This window comes from Pseudomonas sp. P1_A1 (genome assembly GCF_056406935.1).
On the sequence record NZ_JBFTZE010000009.1, the window covers coordinates 83,824 to 103,585 of the forward strand.

Below are 19,762 nucleotides of genomic sequence, written 5' to 3' on the forward strand. Positions count from 1 at the left end.
GGGCCTGTATTGGGGCTCAACGAGTTTGACGAGGCTCAGGAGAGGTTTGTCGAACGTCCTTAAGAGTGCAAAGACTTATGGCAAAGCGTGACTATTACGAAGTATTGGGTGTTGAGCGTGGCTCAAGCGAAGCAGACCTGAAAAAGGCCTACCGCCGCCTGGCAATGAAGCACCACCCGGACCGTAATCCCGATGACAAAGCGTCGGAAGATATGTTCAAGGAGGCCAACGAGGCCTACGAAGTGCTGTCCGATTCCAGCAAGCGCGCGGCCTATGACCAATACGGTCATGCCGGTGTCGACCCGAGCATGGGTGGCGGCGGTGCCGGTTTTGGCGGCCAGAACTTCTCCGATATCTTTGGCGATGTCTTCAGTGACTTCTTCGGTGGCGGTCGCGGCGGTTCCCGTGGCGGCGCTCAGCGCGGCAGCGACCTGCGTTACACGCTGGAGTTGAACCTGGAAGAAGCGGTGCGCGGCACGACCGTGAATATCCGCGTTCCAACACTGGTCAACTGCAAGCCGTGCGACGGCTCGGGTGCCAAGAAAGGCTCCTCGCCGATCACCTGCCCGACGTGCGGCGGTATCGGTCAGGTACGCATGCAGCAAGGTTTCTTCTCGGTACAGCAGACCTGCCCGCGCTGCCATGGCCAGGGCAAGATCATTTCCGATCCGTGCGATTCCTGTCACGGCGAAGGTCGTGTCGAAGAGTACAAGACGCTTTCCGTCAAAGTGCCGGCCGGTGTCGATACCGGTGACCGCATTCGTCTGTCCGGCGAAGGCGAGGCAGGTGCACAGGGTGGCCCGACCGGCGACCTGTACGTGGTGATTAATGTGCGTGAGCACGCGATCTTCCAGCGTGACGGCAAACACCTGTTCTGCGAAGTGCCGATCAGCTTTGTCGACGCAGCGTTGGGTGGTGAGTTGGAGATTCCGACCCTTGATGGTCGGGTGAAGCTGAAGATCCCTGAAGGGACTCAGACCGGCAAGCAGTTCCGTGTTCGCGGCAAAGGCGTTGCGCCGGTTCGTGGCGGCGGCGCTGGCGACCTGATGTGCCGTGTGGCGGTCGAAACCCCGGTCAACCTGGGGCGTCGCCAGCGCGAGTTGCTGGAAGAGTTCCGCAGCTCCCTGGCGGACGACAACAGTCATTCGCCGAAAACCACTGGTTGGTTCGAAGGCGTGAAGCGCTTCTTCGGCGATTTGTAAGGAGACAGGCATGCGACGTATTGCTGTGATGGGTGCCGCCGGCCGCATGGGCAAGATATTGATCGAGGCGGTGCAGCAGCGCGCGCCGCTGACCGGTCTGACGGCTGCCATCGTGCGCCCCGGCAGTACGCTGATTGGCGTGGATGCCGGTGAGCTGGCCTCGTTGGGGCGTATCGGTGTGCCGCTGTCCGGTAGTCTGGGCTCGGTGGCTGATGAGTTCGACGTGCTGATCGACTTCACGCTCCCGGAGGTCATGCTGAAAAACCTGGCCTTCTGCCGTAAGTCGGGCAAGGCCATGGTGATCGGCACGACAGGATTGGACGCCGCGCAGAAGCAGTTGCTGGCCGAGGCGGGCAAGGATATTCCTATCGTGTTCGCGGCCAATTTCAGTGTCGGTGTAAACCTGTCGCTGAAGCTGCTCGACATGGCGGCTCGTGTGTTGGGTGATGATGCGGATATCGAAATCATCGAGGCTCACCATCGGCACAAGATCGATGCCCCTTCAGGTACGGCGCTGCGCATGGGTGAAGTGATCGCCAATGCGCTGGATCGTGATCTGCAGAAGGTTGCGGTCTATGGGCGTGAAGGTCACACCGGTGCGCGTGAGCGTGAAACGATCGGCTTTGCCACTGTTCGCGGTGGTGATGTGGTCGGTGATCATACGGTGCTGTTCGCCTGCGAGGGCGAGCGACTGGAAATCACGCACAAGGCATCAAGTCGCATGACCTTCGCCAAGGGCGCGGTACGTGCGGCTTTGTGGCTGGACGGTCGTGAGCCAGGCCTTTACGACATGCAAGACGTGCTCGACCTGCGTTAAGATGCAGCTGAAACCGGGTTCAAACATAGCCTTTGAGCCCGGTTTTAAACCGCCAAGCGACGTCCTGTCGCATTCTCCGGCCTTTAGGGCTCATTGGCGGTAGACCAAAAATGCCTTTTTCTGTAAGCTACAGCTTTAGTGTGTCCACTAAAAGCGCGCAGAATAATTCGATGAAGAAGCGGGGTGACGTGTCCATACGTCACTCCGCTTTTTTACAACCTGCGATCGCCCTTTCAGGCTTTATTTACGGGAGGTCTTCTTGACTAAGCCAGCCATACTCGCCCTTGCTGATGGCAGCATTTTTCGCGGCGAAGCCATTGGAGCCGACGGTCAAACCGTTGGTGAGGTGGTGTTCAACACCGCAATGACCGGCTATCAGGAAATCCTTACCGATCCTTCCTACGCCCAACAGATCGTTACCCTGACTTACCCGCACATCGGCAACACCGGCACCACGCCGGAAGACGCCGAGTCCGATCGCGTCTGGTCCGCTGGCCTGGTCATCCGTGACCTGCCACTGGTTGCGAGCAACTGGCGCAACACGATGTCTCTGTCCGACTACCTGAAAGCCAACAATGTCGTGGCAATCGCCGGTATCGACACCCGCCGTCTGACACGCATCCTGCGTGAGAAAGGCGCGCAGAACGGCTGCATCATGGCCGGTGACAACATTTCCGAAGCCGCCGCCATCGCCGCCGCCCAGGGTTTCCCTGGCCTCAAAGGCATGGACCTGGCGAAAGTCGTCAGCACCAAAGAGAAGTACGAGTGGCGCTCGACTGTCTGGGACTTGAAAACCGACAGCCACGCGACCATCGACGCTTCCGATCTGCCGTACCACGTGGTTGCCTACGACTACGGCGTCAAGGTCAACATCCTGCGCATGCTGGTCGAGCGCGGTTGCCGCGTGACTGTGGTGCCAGCTCAAACGCCGGCGGCTGACGTTCTGGCTCTGAAGCCGGACGGTGTGTTCCTGTCCAACGGCCCGGGTGACCCTGAGCCATGCGACTACGCGATCCAGGCCATTAAAGACGTGCTGGAAACCGAGATCCCGGTATTCGGTATCTGCCTCGGCCACCAACTGCTGGCACTGGCCTCCGGTGCCAAGACCCTGAAAATGGGCCACGGCCACCACGGTGCCAACCACCCGGTTCAGGATCTGGACAGCGGTGTGGTGATGATCACCAGCCAGAACCACGGTTTTGCGGTAGACGAAGCGACCCTGCCAGGCAACGTTCGGGCGATCCACAAATCGCTGTTCGACGGCACCCTGCAAGGTATCGAGCGTACCGACAAGAGCGCCTTCAGCTTCCAGGGTCACCCTGAAGCCAGCCCTGGCCCGAACGACGTAGCGCCACTGTTTGATCGCTTCATCAACGAAATGGCCAAGCGACGCTAATCGCTCGCCCTGATGTAGCGAAGCCTGAGGGCGGTCCCGCAACCGGCGGCCCCCTCAAGGCTTCATAGATTGAACAAGACGGCTTGCCGACTGACCTGCGGATTTGAGTGACAACCCATGCCAAAACGTACAGACATTAAAAGCATCCTGATTCTCGGCGCTGGCCCGATCGTGATCGGCCAGGCCTGCGAATTCGACTACTCCGGCGCCCAGGCCTGTAAAGCCCTGCGCGAGGAGGGTTACCGCGTCATCCTGGTGAACTCCAACCCGGCGACCATCATGACCGACCCGGCCATGGCCGACGCCACCTACATCGAACCGATCAAGTGGCAGACCGTTGCCAAGATCATCGAGAAAGAGCGTCCGGACGCGCTGCTGCCGACCATGGGTGGCCAGACCGCCCTGAACTGCGCCCTGGACCTGGAGCGCGAAGGCGTTCTGGAGAAGTTCGGCGTAGAGATGATCGGCGCCAACGCTGACACCATCGACAAGGCTGAAGACCGTTCGCGCTTCGACAAGGCGATGAAATCCATCGGTCTGGACTGCCCGCGTTCGGGTATCGCCCATAGCATGGAAGAGGCCAACGCGGTTCTCGATCGTCTGGGCTTCCCGTGCATCATTCGTCCGTCCTTCACCATGGGCGGCACCGGTGGCGGTATCGCTTACAACCGTGAAGAATTCGAAGAAATCTGCGCCCGCGGTCTGGATCTGTCGCCGACCAAAGAGCTGCTGATCGACGAATCGCTGATTGGCTGGAAAGAATACGAGATGGAAGTTGTCCGCGATAAAAAGGACAACTGCATCATCGTCTGCTCCATCGAAAACTTCGACCCGATGGGCGTGCACACCGGTGACTCGATCACGGTTGCACCCGCACAGACCCTGACCGACAAGGAATACCAGATCCTGCGTAACGCCTCTCTGGCGGTACTGCGCGAGATCGGCGTGGAAACCGGCGGCTCCAACGTCCAGTTCGGCATCTGCCCGAACACTGGTCGCATGGTGGTCATCGAGATGAACCCGCGGGTATCCCGTTCCTCGGCCCTGGCATCGAAAGCCACCGGTTTCCCGATCGCCAAGGTCGCGGCGAAACTGGCCGTCGGTTACACCCTCGACGAACTGTCGAACGACATCACCGGCGGCAAGACTCCGGCGTCCTTCGAACCGTCCATCGACTACGTCGTCACCAAACTGCCACGCTTTGCCTTCGAGAAATTCCCGAAAGCCGACGCACGCCTGACCACTCAAATGAAGTCGGTCGGTGAGGTCATGGCCATCGGCCGGACCTTCCAGGAATCCCTGCAGAAAGCTCTGCGCGGTCTGGAAGTGGGTGTTTGCGGCCTGGACGAGAAGCTCGACCTGAGCAACCCGGAAAGCATGAGCATCCTCAAGCGCGAACTGACCGTGCCGGGTGCCGAGCGTATCTGGTACGTGGCTGACGCGTTCCGCGCGGGCCTGTCGGTCGAAGACATCTTCGGCATGAACATGATCGACCCGTGGTTCCTGGTGCAGATCGAAGATCTGATCAAGGAAGAAGAGAAGGTCAAGACCCTGGGTCTGTCCGCTATCGACCGCGACCTGATGTTCCGCCTCAAGCGTAAAGGCTTCTCCGATCAACGTCTGGCCAAGCTGCTGGGCGTCACCGAGAAGAACCTGCGTACCCATCGTCACAAGCTGGAAGTGTTCCCGGTCTACAAGCGCGTCGACACCTGCGCCGCCGAGTTCGCCACCGACACCGCGTACCTGTACTCGACTTACGAGGAAGAGTGCGAAGCCGCGCCGTCGGGTCGCGACAAGATCATGATCCTCGGCGGTGGTCCAAACCGCATCGGCCAGGGCATCGAGTTCGACTATTGCTGCGTACACGCAGCACTGGCCCTGCGCGATGACGGGTACGAGACCATCATGGTCAACTGCAACCCGGAAACCGTTTCCACCGACTACGACACCTCCGATCGTCTGTACTTCGAGCCGGTGACCCTGGAAGACGTGCTGGAAATCGTCCGCGTCGAGAAGCCAAAAGGCGTGATCGTTCAGTACGGCGGTCAAACCCCGCTGAAACTGGCCCGTGCCCTGGAAGCCGCCGGCGTGCCGATCATCGGCACCAGCCCTGACGCCATCGACCGCGCTGAGGACCGTGAGCGCTTCCAGCAGATGGTTGAGCGTCTGAACCTGCGTCAGCCGCCTAACGCCACCGTGCGCAGCGAAGATGAAGCGATTCGTGCCGCCGCCAAAATCGGTTACCCGCTGGTGGTTCGTCCGTCCTACGTACTGGGCGGCCGTGCGATGGAAATCGTTTACGAAGAAGAAGAACTCAAGCGCTACCTGCGTGAAGCGGTCCAAGTGTCCAACGACAGCCCGGTGCTGCTGGACCACTTCCTCAACTGCGCAATCGAAATGGACGTGGATGCGGTCTGCGACGGCACCGACGTGGTGATCGGCGCGATCATGCAGCACATCGAGCAGGCCGGCGTTCACTCCGGTGACTCCGCGTGCTCCCTGCCGCCGTACTCGCTGCCTGCTCACATCCAGGACGAGATGCGCGAACAGGTCAAGAAAATGGCCCTGGAACTGGGCGTGGTCGGCCTGATGAACGTTCAGTTGGCGCTGCAAGGCGAAGACATCTACGTCATCGAAGTCAACCCGCGCGCATCCCGTACCGTTCCGTTCGTCTCCAAGTGCATCGGTGTGTCCCTGGCGATGGTCGCGGCTCGCGTGATGGCCGGTAAAACCCTGAAGGAAATCGGTTTCACCAAAGAAATCATTCCGAACTTCTACAGCGTGAAAGAGGCAGTGTTCCCATTCGCCAAATTCCCTGGCGTGGACCCGATCCTGGGCCCAGAGATGAAGTCCACCGGTGAAGTGATGGGCGTGGGCGACACCTTCGGCGAAGCCTTTGCCAAAGCCCAGATGGGCGCCAGTGAAGTGTTGCCGACCGGCGGCACCGCGTTCATCAGTGTGCGTGACGATGACAAGCCGCTGGTTGCAGGCGTGGCCCGTGATCTGATCAACTTGGGCTTCGAAGTGGTCGCCACTGCCGGTACTGCCAAGCTGATCGAAGCCGCGGGCCTGAAAGTGCGTCGTGTGAACAAGGTGACCGAGGGTCGTCCGCACGTGGTCGACATGATCAAGAATGACGAAGTCACTCTGATCATCAACACCACCGAAGGTCGTCAGTCGATCGCTGATTCCTACTCCATTCGTCGTAATGCCTTGCAGCACAAGATCTACTGCACCACTACTATTGCTGCTGGCGAAGCTATCTGCGAAGCGCTGAAGTTCGGTCCCGAGAAGACCGTGCGCCGCTTGCAGGATCTACACGCAGGATTGAAGGCATGATCAAATACCCAATGACCGTCAAGGGCGCTAAAGCCCTGGAAGAAGAACACGCTCATCTGACCAAGGTCGTTCGTCCGAAACTCAGTCAGGACATTGGTACGGCCCGTGAGTTGGGTGACTTGAAGGAAAACGCCGAATACCACGCTGCTCGCGAGCAGCAGGGGATGGTCGAGGCGCGGATTCGTGACATTGAAGGCCGCATGCAAAACGCTGTGGTCATCGACGTAACGACCATCGAGCACACCGGCAAGGTGATTTTCGGCACCACCGTCGAAATCGCCAACGTCGAGACCGATGAAAGCGTGACTTACCAGATCGTTGGTGAGGATGAAGCAGACATCAAACTCGGCAAGATATCCGTCGGTTCGCCGATCGCCCGTGCCTTGATCGCCAAGGAAGAGGGTGATGTGGTGGCGGTCAAAACGCCGGGTGGCGTTATCGAGTATGAGATTGTCGAAGTTCGCCACATCTGAAAGAAGGCGCCCGCTGCGTGCGGGTGCCATGCTTTGGCAGCTGACCCAGATGCTCTGGGTTGGCGGCTTGTGGTTGTTGCACATCGGTCTGCTGCCGGTGCTGGGGCAAATAGGCCTGGCGCCGCTGCTGATCGACGAAATTGCAGGTGCGCTGAATACGCTGATGGTGGGATTCGCCACAGCGAGTGTGATTTTTCAGGCTTTGGTGCTGGTACAGGCCGAGGGCCTTGCCAGTCTATGGCGGGATATTCGCGGGCAACTGCTGCTGATGGCGCTGTATGGGTGCGCGATGTATTTCGCAGTACGTTTCGGTTGGCCGCAGGCGCTGCATTGGCAGTTGTTCAGCTATCTTGTCCTGGGCTTTTCCGGGCTGGTGCTGGTGATGCAGCCGGTGCCTGGATGGAGTGTCAGGGTGCGCGAAGCACACCCTTGACCCTTGCCATCACTTGAAGCGATGGACGTTCGACAACTGCTTGTTGACGCTGAAGTTCTTGCGGTAAATCAGTGCCATCTTGCCGATGACCTGAACCAGATCGGCTTTGCCGGCCTTGCAGAGTTCTGCAATGGCTGCCAGGCGCGATTCGCGATCGAGKATGTTGAGCTTGATTTTGATCAGCTCGTGATCCGCCAACGCGCGTTCAAGTTCGGCTAACACACCTTCAGTCAAGCCGTTGTCAGCCACAATCAAAACTGGTTTCAGATGGTGGCCAATGGACTTGTACTGTTTCTTCTGCTCTTGAGTGAGCGGCATAATCTGACCCTTTCGTCTGGATTCTGTAAAATGGCGGCCATTTTACCCGAGGGCTCGTGGATCCGCCCAATTAATCACGACCCTTATCATCGAGGTGCCCAATGGCGCGTTCCAAGACAAGCCTTGGTTGGCTGAAAAGACATGTCAACGATCCCTATGTGAAGCAGGCGCAGAAGGATGGCTACCGCTCGCGTGCGAGTTACAAACTTCTGGAGGTCCAGGAGAAATACAAGCTGATCCGTCCCGGCATGAGCGTTGTCGACCTGGGTGCGGCGCCCGGGGGGTGGTCGCAGGTGACTAGTCGTCTGATTGGTGGTCAGGGGCGTCTGATCGCCTCGGACATTCTGGAAATGGACAGCATTCCGGACGTGACTTTCATTCAGGGGGACTTCACCGAGGACGAAGTGCTCACGCGGATCCTTGAAGCTGTGGGTAATTCGCAGGTGGACCTTGTGATTTCCGATATGGCCCCCAATATGAGTGGTACGCCTGAAGTGGACATGCCAAAAGCCATGTTTCTTTGCGAGCTGGCGCTTGATTTGGCGGAACGGATACTCAAGCCGGGTGGTAATTTTGTGATCAAGATTTTTCAGGGCGAAGGGTTTGATGTTTACCTGAAGGATGCTCGTCGGAAATTCGACAAGATCCAGATGATCAAGCCAGACTCTTCCCGTGACAGTTCCCGCGAGCAATACATGTTGGCTTGGGGTTACCGCGGGCGTAGTGAGTAAAACGAGGTTTTTTGGCGGGGTGATAGGTTTTTCATATTTCGCCCCGCGTGCATTAGCGAATATCGTGTAGAAAGTGTTTCACAAAGGGTTACAGACGGCGCCTGCCAGAGCCGTAGGTAATGTAGTAAGTTAGGCCGGTGAATATCATGCGAAGCGCGCGCCATTAGCGGAGCTTGCTTCAGAGGGTAGTTAATTGAACGATATGGCAAAGAATCTGATCCTGTGGTTGATCATCGCGGCTGTCCTGGTGACGGTGATGAACAACTTCTCCAGCCCTAACGAGCCGCAGACCCTCAACTATTCCGACTTCATCCAGCAGGTCAAGGATGGCAAGGTCGAGCGCGTAGCGGTTGATGGCTACGTGATTACCGGCAAGCGCAACGATGGCGACAACTTCAAGACCATTCGTCCGGCAATCCAGGACAACGGTCTGATCGGCGATCTCGTTGATAACCACGTTGTGGTCGAAGGCAAGCAGCCTGAGCAGCAAAGCATCTGGACTCAACTCCTGGTCGCAAGCTTCCCGATCCTGGTGATCATCGCCGTCTTCATGTTCTTCATGCGGCAGATGCAGGGCGGTGCCGGTGGCAAGGGCGGGCCGATGAGTTTCGGCAAGAGCAAGGCGCGCCTGCTCTCCGAAGATCAGGTGAAAACCACCCTGGCTGACGTTGCCGGTTGTGACGAAGCCAAGGAAGAGGTCGGCGAACTGGTCGAGTTCCTGCGTGATCCGGGCAAGTTCCAGCGCCTGGGGGGTCGCATTCCTCGTGGCGTGCTGATGGTTGGTCCTCCGGGTACCGGTAAAACCTTGCTGGCCAAGGCGATTGCCGGCGAAGCCAAAGTGCCGTTCTTTACTATTTCCGGTTCCGATTTCGTCGAAATGTTCGTCGGTGTCGGTGCCAGCCGTGTTCGTGACATGTTTGAACAGGCGAAGAAGCACGCGCCATGCATCATCTTCATCGATGAAATCGACGCCGTCGGTCGCCACCGTGGTGCCGGCATGGGTGGCGGTCACGATGAGCGCGAGCAGACCCTCAACCAGTTGCTGGTAGAGATGGACGGCTTCGAAATGAATGACGGCATCATCGTCATCGCCGCGACCAACCGTCCGGACGTACTGGACCCTGCGTTGCTGCGTCCGGGCCGCTTTGACCGTCAGGTCGTTGTCGGTCTGCCGGACATCCGTGGTCGCGAGCAGATTCTCAAAGTCCACATGCGCAAGGTACCGATGGGTGACGACGTCGCTCCGGCCGTGATCGCTCGTGGTACTCCTGGTTTCTCCGGTGCTGACCTGGCCAACCTGGTGAACGAGGCTTCGTTGTTTGCAGCTCGTGCCGGCAAGCGCATCGTCGAGATGAAAGAGTTCGAACTGGCCAAAGACAAGATCATGATGGGTGCCGAGCGCAAATCCATGGTCATGTCCGAGAAAGAAAAGCAGAACACTGCTTATCACGAAGCCGGCCACGCTATCGTCGGTCGCGTCGTGCCTGAGCATGATCCGGTCTACAAGGTGTCGATCATTCCGCGCGGTCGCGCACTTGGTGTGACCATGTTCCTGCCGGAAGAAGATCGCTACAGCCTGTCCAAGCGTGCACTGATCAGCCAGATCTGTTCGCTGTACGGCGGTCGTATCGCTGAAGAGATGACCCTGGGCTTCGATGGCGTCACCACCGGTGCGTCCAACGACATCATGCGTGCCAGCCAGATAGCACGAAACATGGTGACCAAGTGGGGGTTGTCGGAAAAGCTTGGTCCATTGATGTACGCCGAAGAAGAGGGTGAAGTGTTCCTCGGTCGTGGCGGCAGTGGTCAGCATGCCAGTTTCTCTGGCGAGACGGCCAAGCTGATCGACTCCGAAGTGCGCAGCATCATCGACCAGTGCTACGGCACGGCCAAGCAGATCCTCACGGATAACCGTGACAAGCTTGATGCGATGGCGGATGCCTTGATGAAGTACGAGACGATCGATGCCGATCAGATCGATGACATCATGGCGGGTCGTACGCCTCGCGAACCTCGCGACTGGTCTGGCGGCAACGACACTTCCGGCACGCCTCCGGTGGTGCAGGATGGGCGTCCGGAAACACCTATCGGCGGCCCGGCTGCTGACGTTTAAGGTTTGAAATGACTTCTGTTCAGTCCTCGACCCGGTTGCCTTGCGGCAACCGGGTTCTTGATTTGGCCCAGACGCATGTCATGGGCATTCTCAATGTCACTCCCGATTCCTTTTCCGATGGCGGCCGATACAGCCAGCTGGACGCGGCCCTGCGCCACGCCGAGGCGATGGTGGCGGCCGGTGCGACGCTGATCGACGTCGGTGGTGAATCGACCCGGCCCGGTGCCAGGGCCGTTTCGCCGCTTGAAGAGCTCGAGCGCGTAGCGCCTATCGTTGAGCGCATCAGTCGCGAACTGGATGTGATTATTTCGGTCGATACCTCCACGCCTGCTGTCATGCGTGAAACCGCAAGGCTGGGCGCGGGGTTGATCAATGACGTGCGCTCGTTGCGTCGAGATGGTGCTCTGGATGCAGCGGCGGCCACCGGTTTGCCGGTGTGCCTGATGCATATGCTCGGTGAGCCGGGTGACATGCAGGACAACCCTCAGTACCAGGATGTTACGAAAGAGGTCGGCGAGTTTCTCGCTGAGCGCATGGTCCAGTGTGCGTCGGTGGGTATCCCCGCTGAGCGGATCATCCTCGATCCGGGCTTTGGCTTCGCGAAAACCCTGCAGCACAACCTGAGCTTGTTTAAGCATATGGAAGCTCTGCATGCCTTGGGTCGACCCCTGTTGGTCGGGGTTTCGCGAAAGAGCATGATCGGGCAAGCCTTGAATCGGCCGGTGGGAGAGCGTCTGCATGGCGGCTTGGCACTTGCGGCGCTGGCTTCGGTCAAAGGTGCGCGTATATTGCGCGTCCATGATGTGGCGGAAACGGTCGACGTGGTGCGGATGATTGCCGCCGTAGAATCAGCCGAATAAAAATGATGGAGTACTTATGAGTAAAAAATACTTTGGCACCGACGGCATTCGTGGTCGGGTCGGTCAATACCCTATTACTCCTGATTTCATGCTCAAGCTTGGCTGGGCGGCAGGCATGGCATTTCGCAGCATGGGCGCCTGCAAGGTGCTCGTGGGCAAGGACACCCGGATCTCCGGTTACATGTTCGAGTCGGCGCTTGAGGCCGGGCTGACCTCGGCCGGTGCTGATGTGATGCTGTTGGGGCCAATGCCTACACCGGCCATCGCCTATCTGACGCGGACCTTTCATGCCGAAGCCGGCATCGTGATCAGCGCTTCGCATAACCCTCATGACGACAACGGCATCAAGTTCTTCTCTGGTAAGGGCACAAAGCTCCCGGATGAAGTCGAGCTGATGATCGAAGAGCTGCTGGACACCCCGATGACCGTGGTTGAGTCGAGCAAGATCGGCAAGGTATCGCGAATCAACGATGCCTCGGGCCGCTATATCGAATTCTGCAAGAGCAGCGTTCCGACCGGCACCAGTTTTGCCGGTCTGAAGATCGTGCTCGATTGTGCTCACGGCGCGACCTATAAAGTGGCGCCTAGTGTGTTCCGTGAGTTGGGGGCTGATGTCGTTGTGCTTTCTGCTCATCCGAACGGCCTGAACATCAATGACAATTGCGGTTCTACCCATATGGCGCCGCTGCAAGCGGCCGTACTGGCCGAGCACGCCGATTTGGGTATTGCCTTTGACGGTGATGGTGACCGGGTTCAGATGGTTGATCATACCGGTGCTGTTGTCGATGGCGATGAGTTGCTGTTCATCATCGCTCGCGATCTGCAGGAGCGCGGCAAGTTGCAGGGGGGGGTGGTTGGTACGCTGATGAGTAACCTGGGATTGGAATTGGCCCTGGCGGATCTGGCGATCCCTTTTGTGCGAGCCAATGTCGGTGACCGTTACGTGATCTCCGAGTTGCTGGAGCGCGATTGGATGGTGGGTGGTGAAAACTCGGGGCACATTGTCTGCTTCAGTCACACCACTACCGGTGATGCGATCATTGCTGCGTTGCAGGTATTGATGGCGCTGAAACGGCGCTCAGAGGGTCTGGCGCAGTCGCGTCAGGCATTGCGCAAGTGCCCTCAGGTGTTGATCAATGTGCGGTTTGGCGGTGGTGTGAGCCCGCTCGAGCATCCGACTGTCAAGGAGGCCAGTGATCGTGTCACTCAAGCGATGGCGGGTCGTGGGCGCGTGTTGTTGCGCAAGTCCGGGACAGAGCCGCTGGTGCGTGTCATGGTCGAAGGCGAGGACGAAACGCAGGTTCGCGGTTACGCCGAAGAGCTGGCAAAACTGGTAACTGAAGTTTCTGCCTGATTTCGGCTTGCCAGCCATGATTGTGTTGGGTAACATCTGCGCCCACTTTGACCGACGAGGTACAGCATGCGTCGCCCTATGGTAGCTGGTAACTGGAAGATGCACGGTACCCGCGCCAGCGTCGCTGAGCTGATCGACGGCCTTCGTCATCTGGCCTTGCCGAGCGGTGTTGATGTCGCGGTGTTCCCGCCTTGCTTGTATATCAATCAAGTGATTGATGGTTTGCAAGGGAAGTCGATTTCGGTCGGCGCGCAGAACTCTGCGATTGAGTCCGGGCAGGGTGCATTGACAGGTGAGATATCGCCGAGTCAGTTAGTGGATGCAGGCTGTTCCCTGGTGCTTGTTGGGCACTCCGAGCGCCGCCAGATAATGGGTGAGCTCGACGGGACGCTGAATCGCAAATTTGCGGCAGCACAGGCATGTGGCTTGATTCCGGTGTTGTGTGTAGGGGAAACCCTCGAGCAGCGCGAAGCCGGAAAAACTCTTGAGGTTGTCGGGCGTCAGCTGGGCAGCATCATCGAGGAGCTGGGTGTTGGTGCTTTTGCAAAGGCAGTAATCGCTTACGAGCCGGTCTGGGCCATTGGCACCGGGCTGACTGCTTCGCCGCAACAGGCGCAGGATGTGCACGCAGCCATTCGCGCCCAGTTGGCGGCAGAGAATTCTGAAATCGCACAAGGTGTGCGGCTTCTATATGGCGGCAGCGTGAAGGCGGCCAATGCGGTCGAACTGTTCGGCATGCCGGATATCGATGGGGGGCTCATTGGTGGAGCCTCCCTGAATGCAGATGAGTTCGGTGCGATTTGTCGCGCCGCGGGAAACTGAAAAAATGCTGGAAACAGTCGTAGTCGTTTTTCATCTGCTGGGTGCATTGGGCGTAGTTGCTCTGGTATTGCTGCAGCAGGGTAAGGGTGCGGACGCTGGCGCATCTTTCGGAGCAGGTGCTTCAAATACTGTGTTCGGAAGCCAAGGTTCCTCTACCTTTCTTAGTAAGTTTACTGCTATACTTGCCGCCGGTTTCTTCATGACCAGCTTGGGGTTAGGTTACTTTGCTAAAGAGAAGGCTCACCAGCTGACTCAAGTAGGTTTGCCAAACCCGGCAGTGTTGGAAGTTCCAAAGCAACAACCGGCTTCTGATGATGTCCCGGTGCTTCAAGAGCAAAAGTCGGCTACTCCAGCGACTGACGTGCCTCCAGCTCAAGAGCAGAAGTAAGAAGAGTTTCAAACGTAGTATTGCCGAGGTGGTGGAATTGGTAGACACGCAACCTTGAGGTGGTTGTGCCCATAGGGTGTAGGGGTTCGAGTCCCCTTCTCGGTACCAATTATCAGGAGAGCCCGCTGTTGCGGGCTTTCTTGTAGGTGGAAGGTTACATTGACCCTGTCAGGGATCGGTCGTATACTTCCGCCCCAGCTTTGTCGCGGGGTGGAGCAGTCTGGTAGCTCGTCGGGCTCATAACCCGAAGGTCGTCGGTTCAAATCCGGCCCCCGCAACCAGTTTAAGGAGCCCCTTTTCAAGGGGCTTTTTGTTAGCTGGACACTTTCAACGCCGCTATTCGGCGGCGTTTCAAGGATGGGCGTTTCGCCCATTTTTTTATTTTGCATAGCATGCACATACATGCACGAGGGGGTTCAGGTGTCGAGCAAGCTAGAAGAGTTGCAGGCCTTGCTGGCCCCGGTGGTCGTGGCCCTAGGCTATGAATGCTGGGGTATTGAGTTTTCGGCTCAAGGTCGCCACTCAATGTTGCGCGTTTATATCGATAAAGAAGGCGGTGTGCTGGTGGACGATTGTGCCATCGTCAGTCGCCAGATCAGCGGTGTGCTGGATGTTGAAGATCCAATCTCCGTTGAATACACCCTTGAAGTTTCCTCGCCTGGCATGGAACGCCCACTGTTCACTCTTGAGCAGTTTGCAAAATTTGCCGGTGAACAAGTGAAGATCAAGCTGCGCTCGCCTTTTGAAGGTCGACGCAACTTTCAGGGCCTTCTGCGCGGTGTAGAAGAGCAGGACGTAGTGGTGCAGGTTGAAGACCATGAGTTCCTGTTGCCGATCGATATGATCGACAAGGCCAACATTATTCCCAGTTTTGACTGAGACGCGGATCCCGCGGATCCAATGGCTTGCGAAAGGCGAGGCGTACGATGAGCAAAGAAGTACTGCTGGTTGTTGAGTCGGTATCCAATGAAAAGGGCGTACCGGCAAACGTAATTTTTGAAGCGCTGGAGCTGGCTCTGGCCACTGCTACCAAAAAGCGTTTCGAGGACGAAGTCGATCTGCGTGTGGAAATCAATCGCCACACCGGTGCTTATGAGACATTCCGTCGCTGGACGGTCGTCGAAGAAGCAGACCTGGACGATCCGGCTATCGAAACCTGGCCGAGCAAGGTTGCGCAAACGCATCCTGGCGCCAAGGTCGGTGACGTTGTCGAAGAAAAAATCGAATCCATCGAGTTCGGCCGCATTGCTGCACAGACTGCCAAGCAAGTCATCGTGCAGAAAGTTCGCGAAGCCGAGCGTGCTCAAGTCGTTGATGCCTATCGCGAGCGTCTGGGGGAAATCATCTCCGGCACTGTGAAGAAAGTCACCCGCGACAACGTGATCGTCGACCTAGGCAACAACGCTGAAGCGTTGCTGGCCCGTGAAGACATCATCTCTCGCGAAACCTTCCGGGTTGGCGTGCGTCTGCGTGCGCTGCTCAAGGAAATCCGCACCGAGAACCGCGGCCCGCAGCTGATCCTGTCGCGTACCGCGCCGGAAATGCTGATCGAGTTGTTCCGCATCGAAGTGCCGGAAATCGCTGAAGGCCTGATCGAAGTAATGGCTGCGTCCCGTGACCCGGGTTCGCGTGCCAAGATCGCGGTCCGCTCCAAAGACAAACGCATCGATCCGCAAGGCGCTTGCATCGGTATGCGCGGTTCGCGCGTCCAGGCAGTGTCCGGCGAGTTGGGCGGTGAGCGTGTGGACATCGTCCTGTGGGACGATAACCCGGCTCAGTTCGTGATCAATGCAATGTCGCCGGCTGAAGTGGCGGCAATTATCGTTGACGAAGATGCCCATGCAATGGACATCGCCGTTGGCGCAGACAATCTGGCTCAGGCCATCGGTCGCGGTGGTCAGAACGTGCGTCTGGCTAGCCAGTTGACTGGCTGGACCCTGAACGTGATGACCGAATCGGACATCCAGGCTAAGCAGCAAGCAGAAACCGGCGACATCCTGCGCAACTTCATCGACGAGCTGGAAGTCGACGAAGACCTGGCACAGGTGCTGGTAGATGAAGGTTTCACCAGCCTGGAAGAGATTGCCTACGTACCGTTGGAAGAAATGCTCAACATCGACGGCTTTGACGAAGAAACCGTCAACGAGCTTCGCGCTCGCGCCAAGGATCGTTTGTTGACCAAAGCCATCGCTACTGAGGAAAAGCTGGCAGACGCCCATCCGGCCGAAGACCTGCTCTCGCTTGAGGGCATGGACAAGGATTTGGCGATGGAACTGGCGGTGCGCGGCGTAATTACCCGCGAAGACCTGGCCGAGCAGTCTATTGACGACCTGCTCGACATCGACGGCATTGACGATGATCGTGCCGGCAAGTTGATCATGGCCGCCCGAGCCCACTGGTTCGAGTAATTAGGCGCGGCCTGAGGAGAGAAGTGCATGACGCAAGTCACGGTGAAACAACTGGCCGATGAGGTCAAAACACCGGTAGAGCGCCTGTTGCAGCAGATGCGTGAGGCAGGTCTGCCGCACACCGCCGCCGAAGAACATGTGACTGACAGTGAGAAGCAATCTTTGCTGACTCACTTGAAAAGCAGCCACAAGGCGAAAGTGGAAGAACCACGCAAGATCACGCTGCAGCGTAAAACCACCAGCACCCTGCGTGTTGCTGGCAGCAAAAGCATCAGCGTTGAAGTACGCAAGAAGAAAGTCTTCGTGCAGCGCAGCCCGGAAGAAATCGAAGCCGAGCGCAAACGCGAACTGGAAGAACGTCGCGCAGTAGAAAATGCTGCACGTCAGAAGGCTGAAGAAGAAGCCAAGCGTCGCGCCGAAGAAGAAGCACGTCGCCAGCCTGCTGCTGCGCAAACCGCTCCTGTCGAAGCTGTTGCAGCGCCTGTCGCAGTTGCCGAACCTGTGCGTGAAAGCGCCCCGGTCGTGGCCGCCGCACCTGCAGCCGACACTCGCAAACGCGACGAGCAGCGTCGTCCGGACAAACCACGTGCCGACGATAGCAATCGTCGTGGCAGTGGCGATGGCGAGCGCAAAAACGCTCCGCATCGTGCTTCGGTCAAGGAAAAAGCGCCTGCTCCACGCGTTGCCCCACGTACTACCGACGAAGAAAGCGATGGCTTCCGTCGTGGTGGTCGCGGCAAGGCCAAGCTGAAGAAGCGCAACGCCCACGGTTTCCAGAGCCCAACCGGCCCTGTTGTGCGCGAAGTGAAGATCGGCGAGACCATCACTGTTGGCGATCTCGCCCAGCAGATGTCGGTCAAGGCTGCTGAAATCATCAAGTTCATGTTCAAACTGGGTACCCCAGCGACCATCAACCAGGTACTGGATCAGGAAACTGCCCAACTGGTTGCCGAAGAGCTGGGCCACAAAGTGACCCTGGTCAGCGACACCGCCCTGGAAGATTCCCTGGCCGAGTCCCTGAAGTTTGAAGGTGAGACGTTCTCCCGTGCACCGGTTGTGACCGTAATGGGTCACGTTGACCACGGTAAGACCTCGCTGCTCGACTACATCCGTCGTGCCAAGGTAGCTGCTGGCGAAGCCGGTGGTATTACCCAGCACATCGGTGCGTACCACGTTGAAACCGAACGCGGCATGGTCACCTTCCTCGACACCCCTGGTCACGCCGCGTTTACCGCCATGCGTGCCCGTGGTGCCAAGGCGACCGACATCGTGATCCTGGTGGTTGCAGCGGACGACGGCGTAATGCCGCAGACCGTTGAAGCTGTTCAGCACGCTCAGGCGGCTGGCGTACCTCTGGTTGTCGCAGTGAACAAAATCGACAAGCCGGGCGCCGATCTCGATCGCATCCGTAGCGAATTGTCGGTTCACGGCGTGACTTCGGAAGAGTGGGGCGGCGACACCCCGTTCGTATCGGTTTCGGCGAAAGTCGGTACCGGCGTGGACGAGTTGCTCGAAGCGGTTCTGCTGCAAGCTGAAGTTCTCGAACTGAAAGCGACCCCATCGGCCCCTGGTCGTGGTGTTGTGGTTGAATCGCGTCTCGACAAAGGTCGTGGCCCGGTTGCAACCGTTCTGGTTCAAGACGGTACCCTGCGCCAGGGCGACATGGTGCTGGTCGGTTCGAACTATGGCCGCGTTCGCGCCATGCTCGACGAGAACGGCAAGCCAATCAAGGAAGCCGGTCCTTCCATCCCTGTCGAGATCCTCGGCCTGGACGGTACTCCGGACGCTGGCGACGAGATGAGCGTAGTTGCTGACGAGAAGAAAGCCCGTGAAGTGGCTCTGTTCCGTCAAGGCAAGTTCCGCGAAGTCAAACTGGCCCGTGCTCACGCCGGCAAGCTTGAGAACATCTTCGAGAACATGGGTCAGGAAGAGAAGAAGACGCTCAACATCGTCCTCAAATCCGACGTCCGTGGTTCGCTGGAAGCGTTGAACGGTGCCTTGAATGGCCTGGGTAACGACGAAGTGCAAGTGCGTGTGGTCGGTGGCGGTGTCGGTGGTATCACCGAATCCGACGCCAACCTGGCACTGGCCTCCAACGCTGTACTGTTCGGCTTCAACGTGCGTGCCGATGCCGGCGCTCGCAAGATCGTCGAGCAGGAAGGTCTGGATATGCGTTACTACAACGTGATCTACGACATCATCGAAGACGTCAAGAAAGCCCTTACCGGTATGCTGGGCAGCGATGTTCGCGAGAATATCCTGGGTACCGCTGAAGTGCGTGACGTGTTCCGTTCGCCGAAGTTTGGCGCGATCGCCGGTTGCATGGTTATCGAAGGTGTTGTTCACCGTAACCGTCCAATCCGTGTACTGCGTGAAGACATCGTTATCTTCGAAGGCGAGCTGGAATCCCTGCGCCGCTTCAAGGATGACGCTTCCGAAGTGCGTGCCGGCATGGAATGCGGTATCGGCGTGAAGAGCTACAACGACGTCAAGGTCGGTGACAAGATCGAAGTCTTCGAGAAGGTTCAGGTTGCTCGCAGCCTCTAACTCGCGCACTTCAAGAGCCGTGATGGCCAGCCGCATGCAATTGCGCGGCGCATCAGTCGGACTCTAAACGCAACGCCCGGTCTGGCTTTTGTCAGGCCGGGCGTTTGCCGCTTTCAGACCCTTCGGGTTTCACCGTGGGGCAGTAACAGGTAACAAGACATGGCAAAAGAATATAGCCGTACCCAGCGTATCGGCGATCAGATGCAGCGTGAGCTGGCACAGCTGATCCGTCGTGAAGTCAAAGACCCGCGCGTCGGGCTGGTCACCATTACCGCTGTTGAAGTCAGCCGTGACGTCGGTCACGCCAAGATCTTCATCACCGTGATGGGGCAGGACAGCCGCGACGATATCGCGCAAAGCATCAAGGTGCTCAACTCCGCCGCCGGTTTCCTGCGCATGCAGTTGGCTCGCGAGATGAAGTTGCGCAGCGTTCCACAGTTGCACTTCCATTACGACGAAAGTGTCGTGCGTGGTGCGCACCTGTCGGCCCTGATCGAACGCGCGGTGGCTGAAGACAATCAGCACCCGGTAGCGGCTGAACCCGAAGACGCCAAGGAGTAA

17 protein-coding genes and 2 tRNA genes are annotated in these 19,762 nt (G+C 58.2%); 18 read left to right on the top strand and 1 reads right to left on the bottom strand.

Annotation, left to right across the window (positions count from 1 at the left end; translation table 11 throughout):
• The first annotated feature begins 77 nt into the window (after positions 1 to 77).
• From dnaJ to AC1D2Q_RS15380, 6 genes are all read left to right on the top strand, one after another.
• Positions 78 to 1,202 carry a molecular chaperone DnaJ gene (gene dnaJ, locus AC1D2Q_RS15355; protein WP_095055180.1) on the top strand — a complete coding sequence of 375 codons (1,125 nt, stop codon included), beginning with the start codon at positions 78 to 80 and terminating at the stop codon, positions 1,200 to 1,202.
• A gap of 10 nt (positions 1,203 to 1,212) precedes the next feature.
• Positions 1,213 to 2,019 (top strand): 4-hydroxy-tetrahydrodipicolinate reductase, encoded by an 807-nt coding sequence (dapB, locus tag AC1D2Q_RS15360; RefSeq protein WP_477813731.1) that lies wholly within the window; start codon positions 1,213 to 1,215, stop codon positions 2,017 to 2,019.
• A gap of 259 nt (positions 2,020 to 2,278) precedes the next feature.
• Positions 2,279 to 3,415 carry a glutamine-hydrolyzing carbamoyl-phosphate synthase small subunit gene (carA, locus tag AC1D2Q_RS15365; RefSeq protein WP_476215674.1) on the top strand — a complete coding sequence of 379 codons (1,137 nt, stop codon included), beginning with the start codon at positions 2,279 to 2,281 and terminating at the stop codon, positions 3,413 to 3,415.
• A gap of 117 nt (positions 3,416 to 3,532) precedes the next feature.
• Positions 3,533 to 6,754 (top strand): carbamoyl-phosphate synthase large subunit, encoded by a 3,222-nt coding sequence (gene carB / locus AC1D2Q_RS15370; protein WP_018929480.1) that lies wholly within the window; start codon positions 3,533 to 3,535, stop codon positions 6,752 to 6,754.
• Positions 6,751 to 7,227, top strand: coding sequence for a transcription elongation factor GreA (gene greA, locus AC1D2Q_RS15375; RefSeq protein ID WP_018929481.1), 477 nt, complete (start codon positions 6,751 to 6,753; stop codon positions 7,225 to 7,227). Before carB ends, greA begins: the two co-directional genes overlap by 4 nt.
• A 28-nt stretch (positions 7,228 to 7,255) precedes the next feature.
• Complete coding sequence (locus AC1D2Q_RS15380) at positions 7,256 to 7,660, top strand: hypothetical protein (RefSeq protein ID WP_007933533.1); 405 nt, start codon at positions 7,256 to 7,258, stop codon at positions 7,658 to 7,660.
• 9 nt (positions 7,661 to 7,669) lie between these two features.
• On the opposite strand, the gene AC1D2Q_RS15385 is transcribed toward AC1D2Q_RS15380, so the two are convergent.
• Positions 7,670 to 7,978 carry a YhbY family RNA-binding protein gene (locus tag AC1D2Q_RS15385; protein ID WP_007900503.1) on the bottom strand — a complete coding sequence of 103 codons (309 nt, stop codon included), beginning with the start codon at positions 7,976 to 7,978 and terminating at the stop codon, positions 7,670 to 7,672.
• 101 nt (positions 7,979 to 8,079) lie between these two features.
• Between AC1D2Q_RS15385 and rlmE the strand changes: the two genes are divergently transcribed.
• The 12 genes from rlmE (at position 8,080) to rbfA (ending at position 19,762) form a co-directional block, all read left to right on the top strand.
• The gene (gene rlmE / locus AC1D2Q_RS15390; RefSeq protein ID WP_007933535.1) at positions 8,080 to 8,709 is read left to right on the top strand and encodes a 23S rRNA (uridine(2552)-2'-O)-methyltransferase RlmE; all 630 of its coding nucleotides are present in this window, start codon (positions 8,080 to 8,082) and stop codon (positions 8,707 to 8,709) included.
• A 202-nt stretch (positions 8,710 to 8,911) separates the two neighbouring features.
• Positions 8,912 to 10,822, top strand: a complete 1,911-nt coding sequence (gene ftsH / locus AC1D2Q_RS15395; RefSeq protein WP_477813732.1) for an ATP-dependent zinc metalloprotease FtsH — start codon at positions 8,912 to 8,914, stop codon at positions 10,820 to 10,822.
• An 8-nt stretch (positions 10,823 to 10,830) separates the two neighbouring features.
• Entirely contained in the window at positions 10,831 to 11,682 is an 852-nt protein-coding gene (folP, locus tag AC1D2Q_RS15400; RefSeq protein ID WP_019582454.1) for a dihydropteroate synthase, read from the top strand.
• Between the two features lie 16 nt (positions 11,683 to 11,698).
• The gene (gene glmM, locus AC1D2Q_RS15405; RefSeq protein ID WP_477813733.1) at positions 11,699 to 13,036 is read left to right on the top strand and encodes a phosphoglucosamine mutase; all 1,338 of its coding nucleotides are present in this window, start codon (positions 11,699 to 11,701) and stop codon (positions 13,034 to 13,036) included.
• A 66-nt stretch (positions 13,037 to 13,102) separates the two neighbouring features.
• Positions 13,103 to 13,858 (top strand): triose-phosphate isomerase, encoded by a 756-nt coding sequence (tpiA, locus tag AC1D2Q_RS15410; protein ID WP_477813734.1) that lies wholly within the window; start codon positions 13,103 to 13,105, stop codon positions 13,856 to 13,858.
• A 4-nt stretch (positions 13,859 to 13,862) separates the two neighbouring features.
• Positions 13,863 to 14,246, top strand: coding sequence for a preprotein translocase subunit SecG (gene secG / locus AC1D2Q_RS15415; RefSeq protein ID WP_033063466.1), 384 nt, complete (start codon positions 13,863 to 13,865; stop codon positions 14,244 to 14,246).
• A gap of 22 nt (positions 14,247 to 14,268) precedes the next feature.
• Positions 14,269 to 14,354: transfer RNA gene (locus tag AC1D2Q_RS15420), tRNA-Leu, on the top strand.
• Positions 14,355 to 14,450: 96 nt separating this feature from the next.
• Positions 14,451 to 14,527 (top strand) — tRNA-Met (locus AC1D2Q_RS15425).
• 139 nt (positions 14,528 to 14,666) lie between these two features.
• Positions 14,667 to 15,125, top strand: a complete 459-nt coding sequence (gene rimP / locus AC1D2Q_RS15430) for a ribosome maturation factor RimP (protein ID WP_007973115.1) — start codon at positions 14,667 to 14,669, stop codon at positions 15,123 to 15,125.
• 47 nt (positions 15,126 to 15,172) lie between these two features.
• Entirely contained in the window at positions 15,173 to 16,654 is a 1,482-nt protein-coding gene (gene nusA / locus AC1D2Q_RS15435) for a transcription termination factor NusA (RefSeq protein ID WP_007933547.1), read from the top strand.
• Positions 16,655 to 16,681: 27 nt separating this feature from the next.
• Positions 16,682 to 19,201, top strand: a complete 2,520-nt coding sequence (infB, locus tag AC1D2Q_RS15440) for a translation initiation factor IF-2 (RefSeq protein ID WP_019582451.1) — start codon at positions 16,682 to 16,684, stop codon at positions 19,199 to 19,201.
• Between the two features lie 159 nt (positions 19,202 to 19,360).
• Positions 19,361 to 19,762: a 30S ribosome-binding factor RbfA gene (gene rbfA / locus AC1D2Q_RS15445; protein ID WP_007900467.1), complete on the top strand. Its 402-nt coding sequence runs from the start codon at positions 19,361 to 19,363 to the stop codon at positions 19,760 to 19,762.

Coding starts and splice junctions, on each gene's coding strand:
- AC1D2Q_RS15380 (WP_007933533.1), top strand. CDS start 7,256: ATGCTTTGGCAGCTGACCCAGATGCTCTGGGTTGGCGGCTTGTGGTTG.
- secG (WP_033063466.1), top strand. CDS start 13,863: ATGCTGGAAACAGTCGTAGTCGTTTTTCATCTGCTGGGTGCATTGGGC.
- dnaJ (WP_095055180.1), top strand. CDS start 78: ATGGCAAAGCGTGACTATTACGAAGTATTGGGTGTTGAGCGTGGCTCA.
- ftsH (WP_477813732.1), top strand. CDS start 8,912: ATGGCAAAGAATCTGATCCTGTGGTTGATCATCGCGGCTGTCCTGGTG.
- tpiA (WP_477813734.1), top strand. CDS start 13,103: ATGCGTCGCCCTATGGTAGCTGGTAACTGGAAGATGCACGGTACCCGC.
- greA (WP_018929481.1), top strand. CDS start 6,751: ATGATCAAATACCCAATGACCGTCAAGGGCGCTAAAGCCCTGGAAGAA.
- rlmE (WP_007933535.1), top strand. CDS start 8,080: ATGGCGCGTTCCAAGACAAGCCTTGGTTGGCTGAAAAGACATGTCAAC.
- folP (WP_019582454.1), top strand. CDS start 10,831: ATGACTTCTGTTCAGTCCTCGACCCGGTTGCCTTGCGGCAACCGGGTT.
- dapB (WP_477813731.1), top strand. CDS start 1,213: ATGCGACGTATTGCTGTGATGGGTGCCGCCGGCCGCATGGGCAAGATA.
- glmM (WP_477813733.1), top strand. CDS start 11,699: ATGAGTAAAAAATACTTTGGCACCGACGGCATTCGTGGTCGGGTCGGT.
- carB (WP_018929480.1), top strand. CDS start 3,533: ATGCCAAAACGTACAGACATTAAAAGCATCCTGATTCTCGGCGCTGGC.
- rbfA (WP_007900467.1), top strand. CDS start 19,361: ATGGCAAAAGAATATAGCCGTACCCAGCGTATCGGCGATCAGATGCAG.
- infB (WP_019582451.1), top strand. CDS start 16,682: ATGACGCAAGTCACGGTGAAACAACTGGCCGATGAGGTCAAAACACCG.
- nusA (WP_007933547.1), top strand. CDS start 15,173: ATGAGCAAAGAAGTACTGCTGGTTGTTGAGTCGGTATCCAATGAAAAG.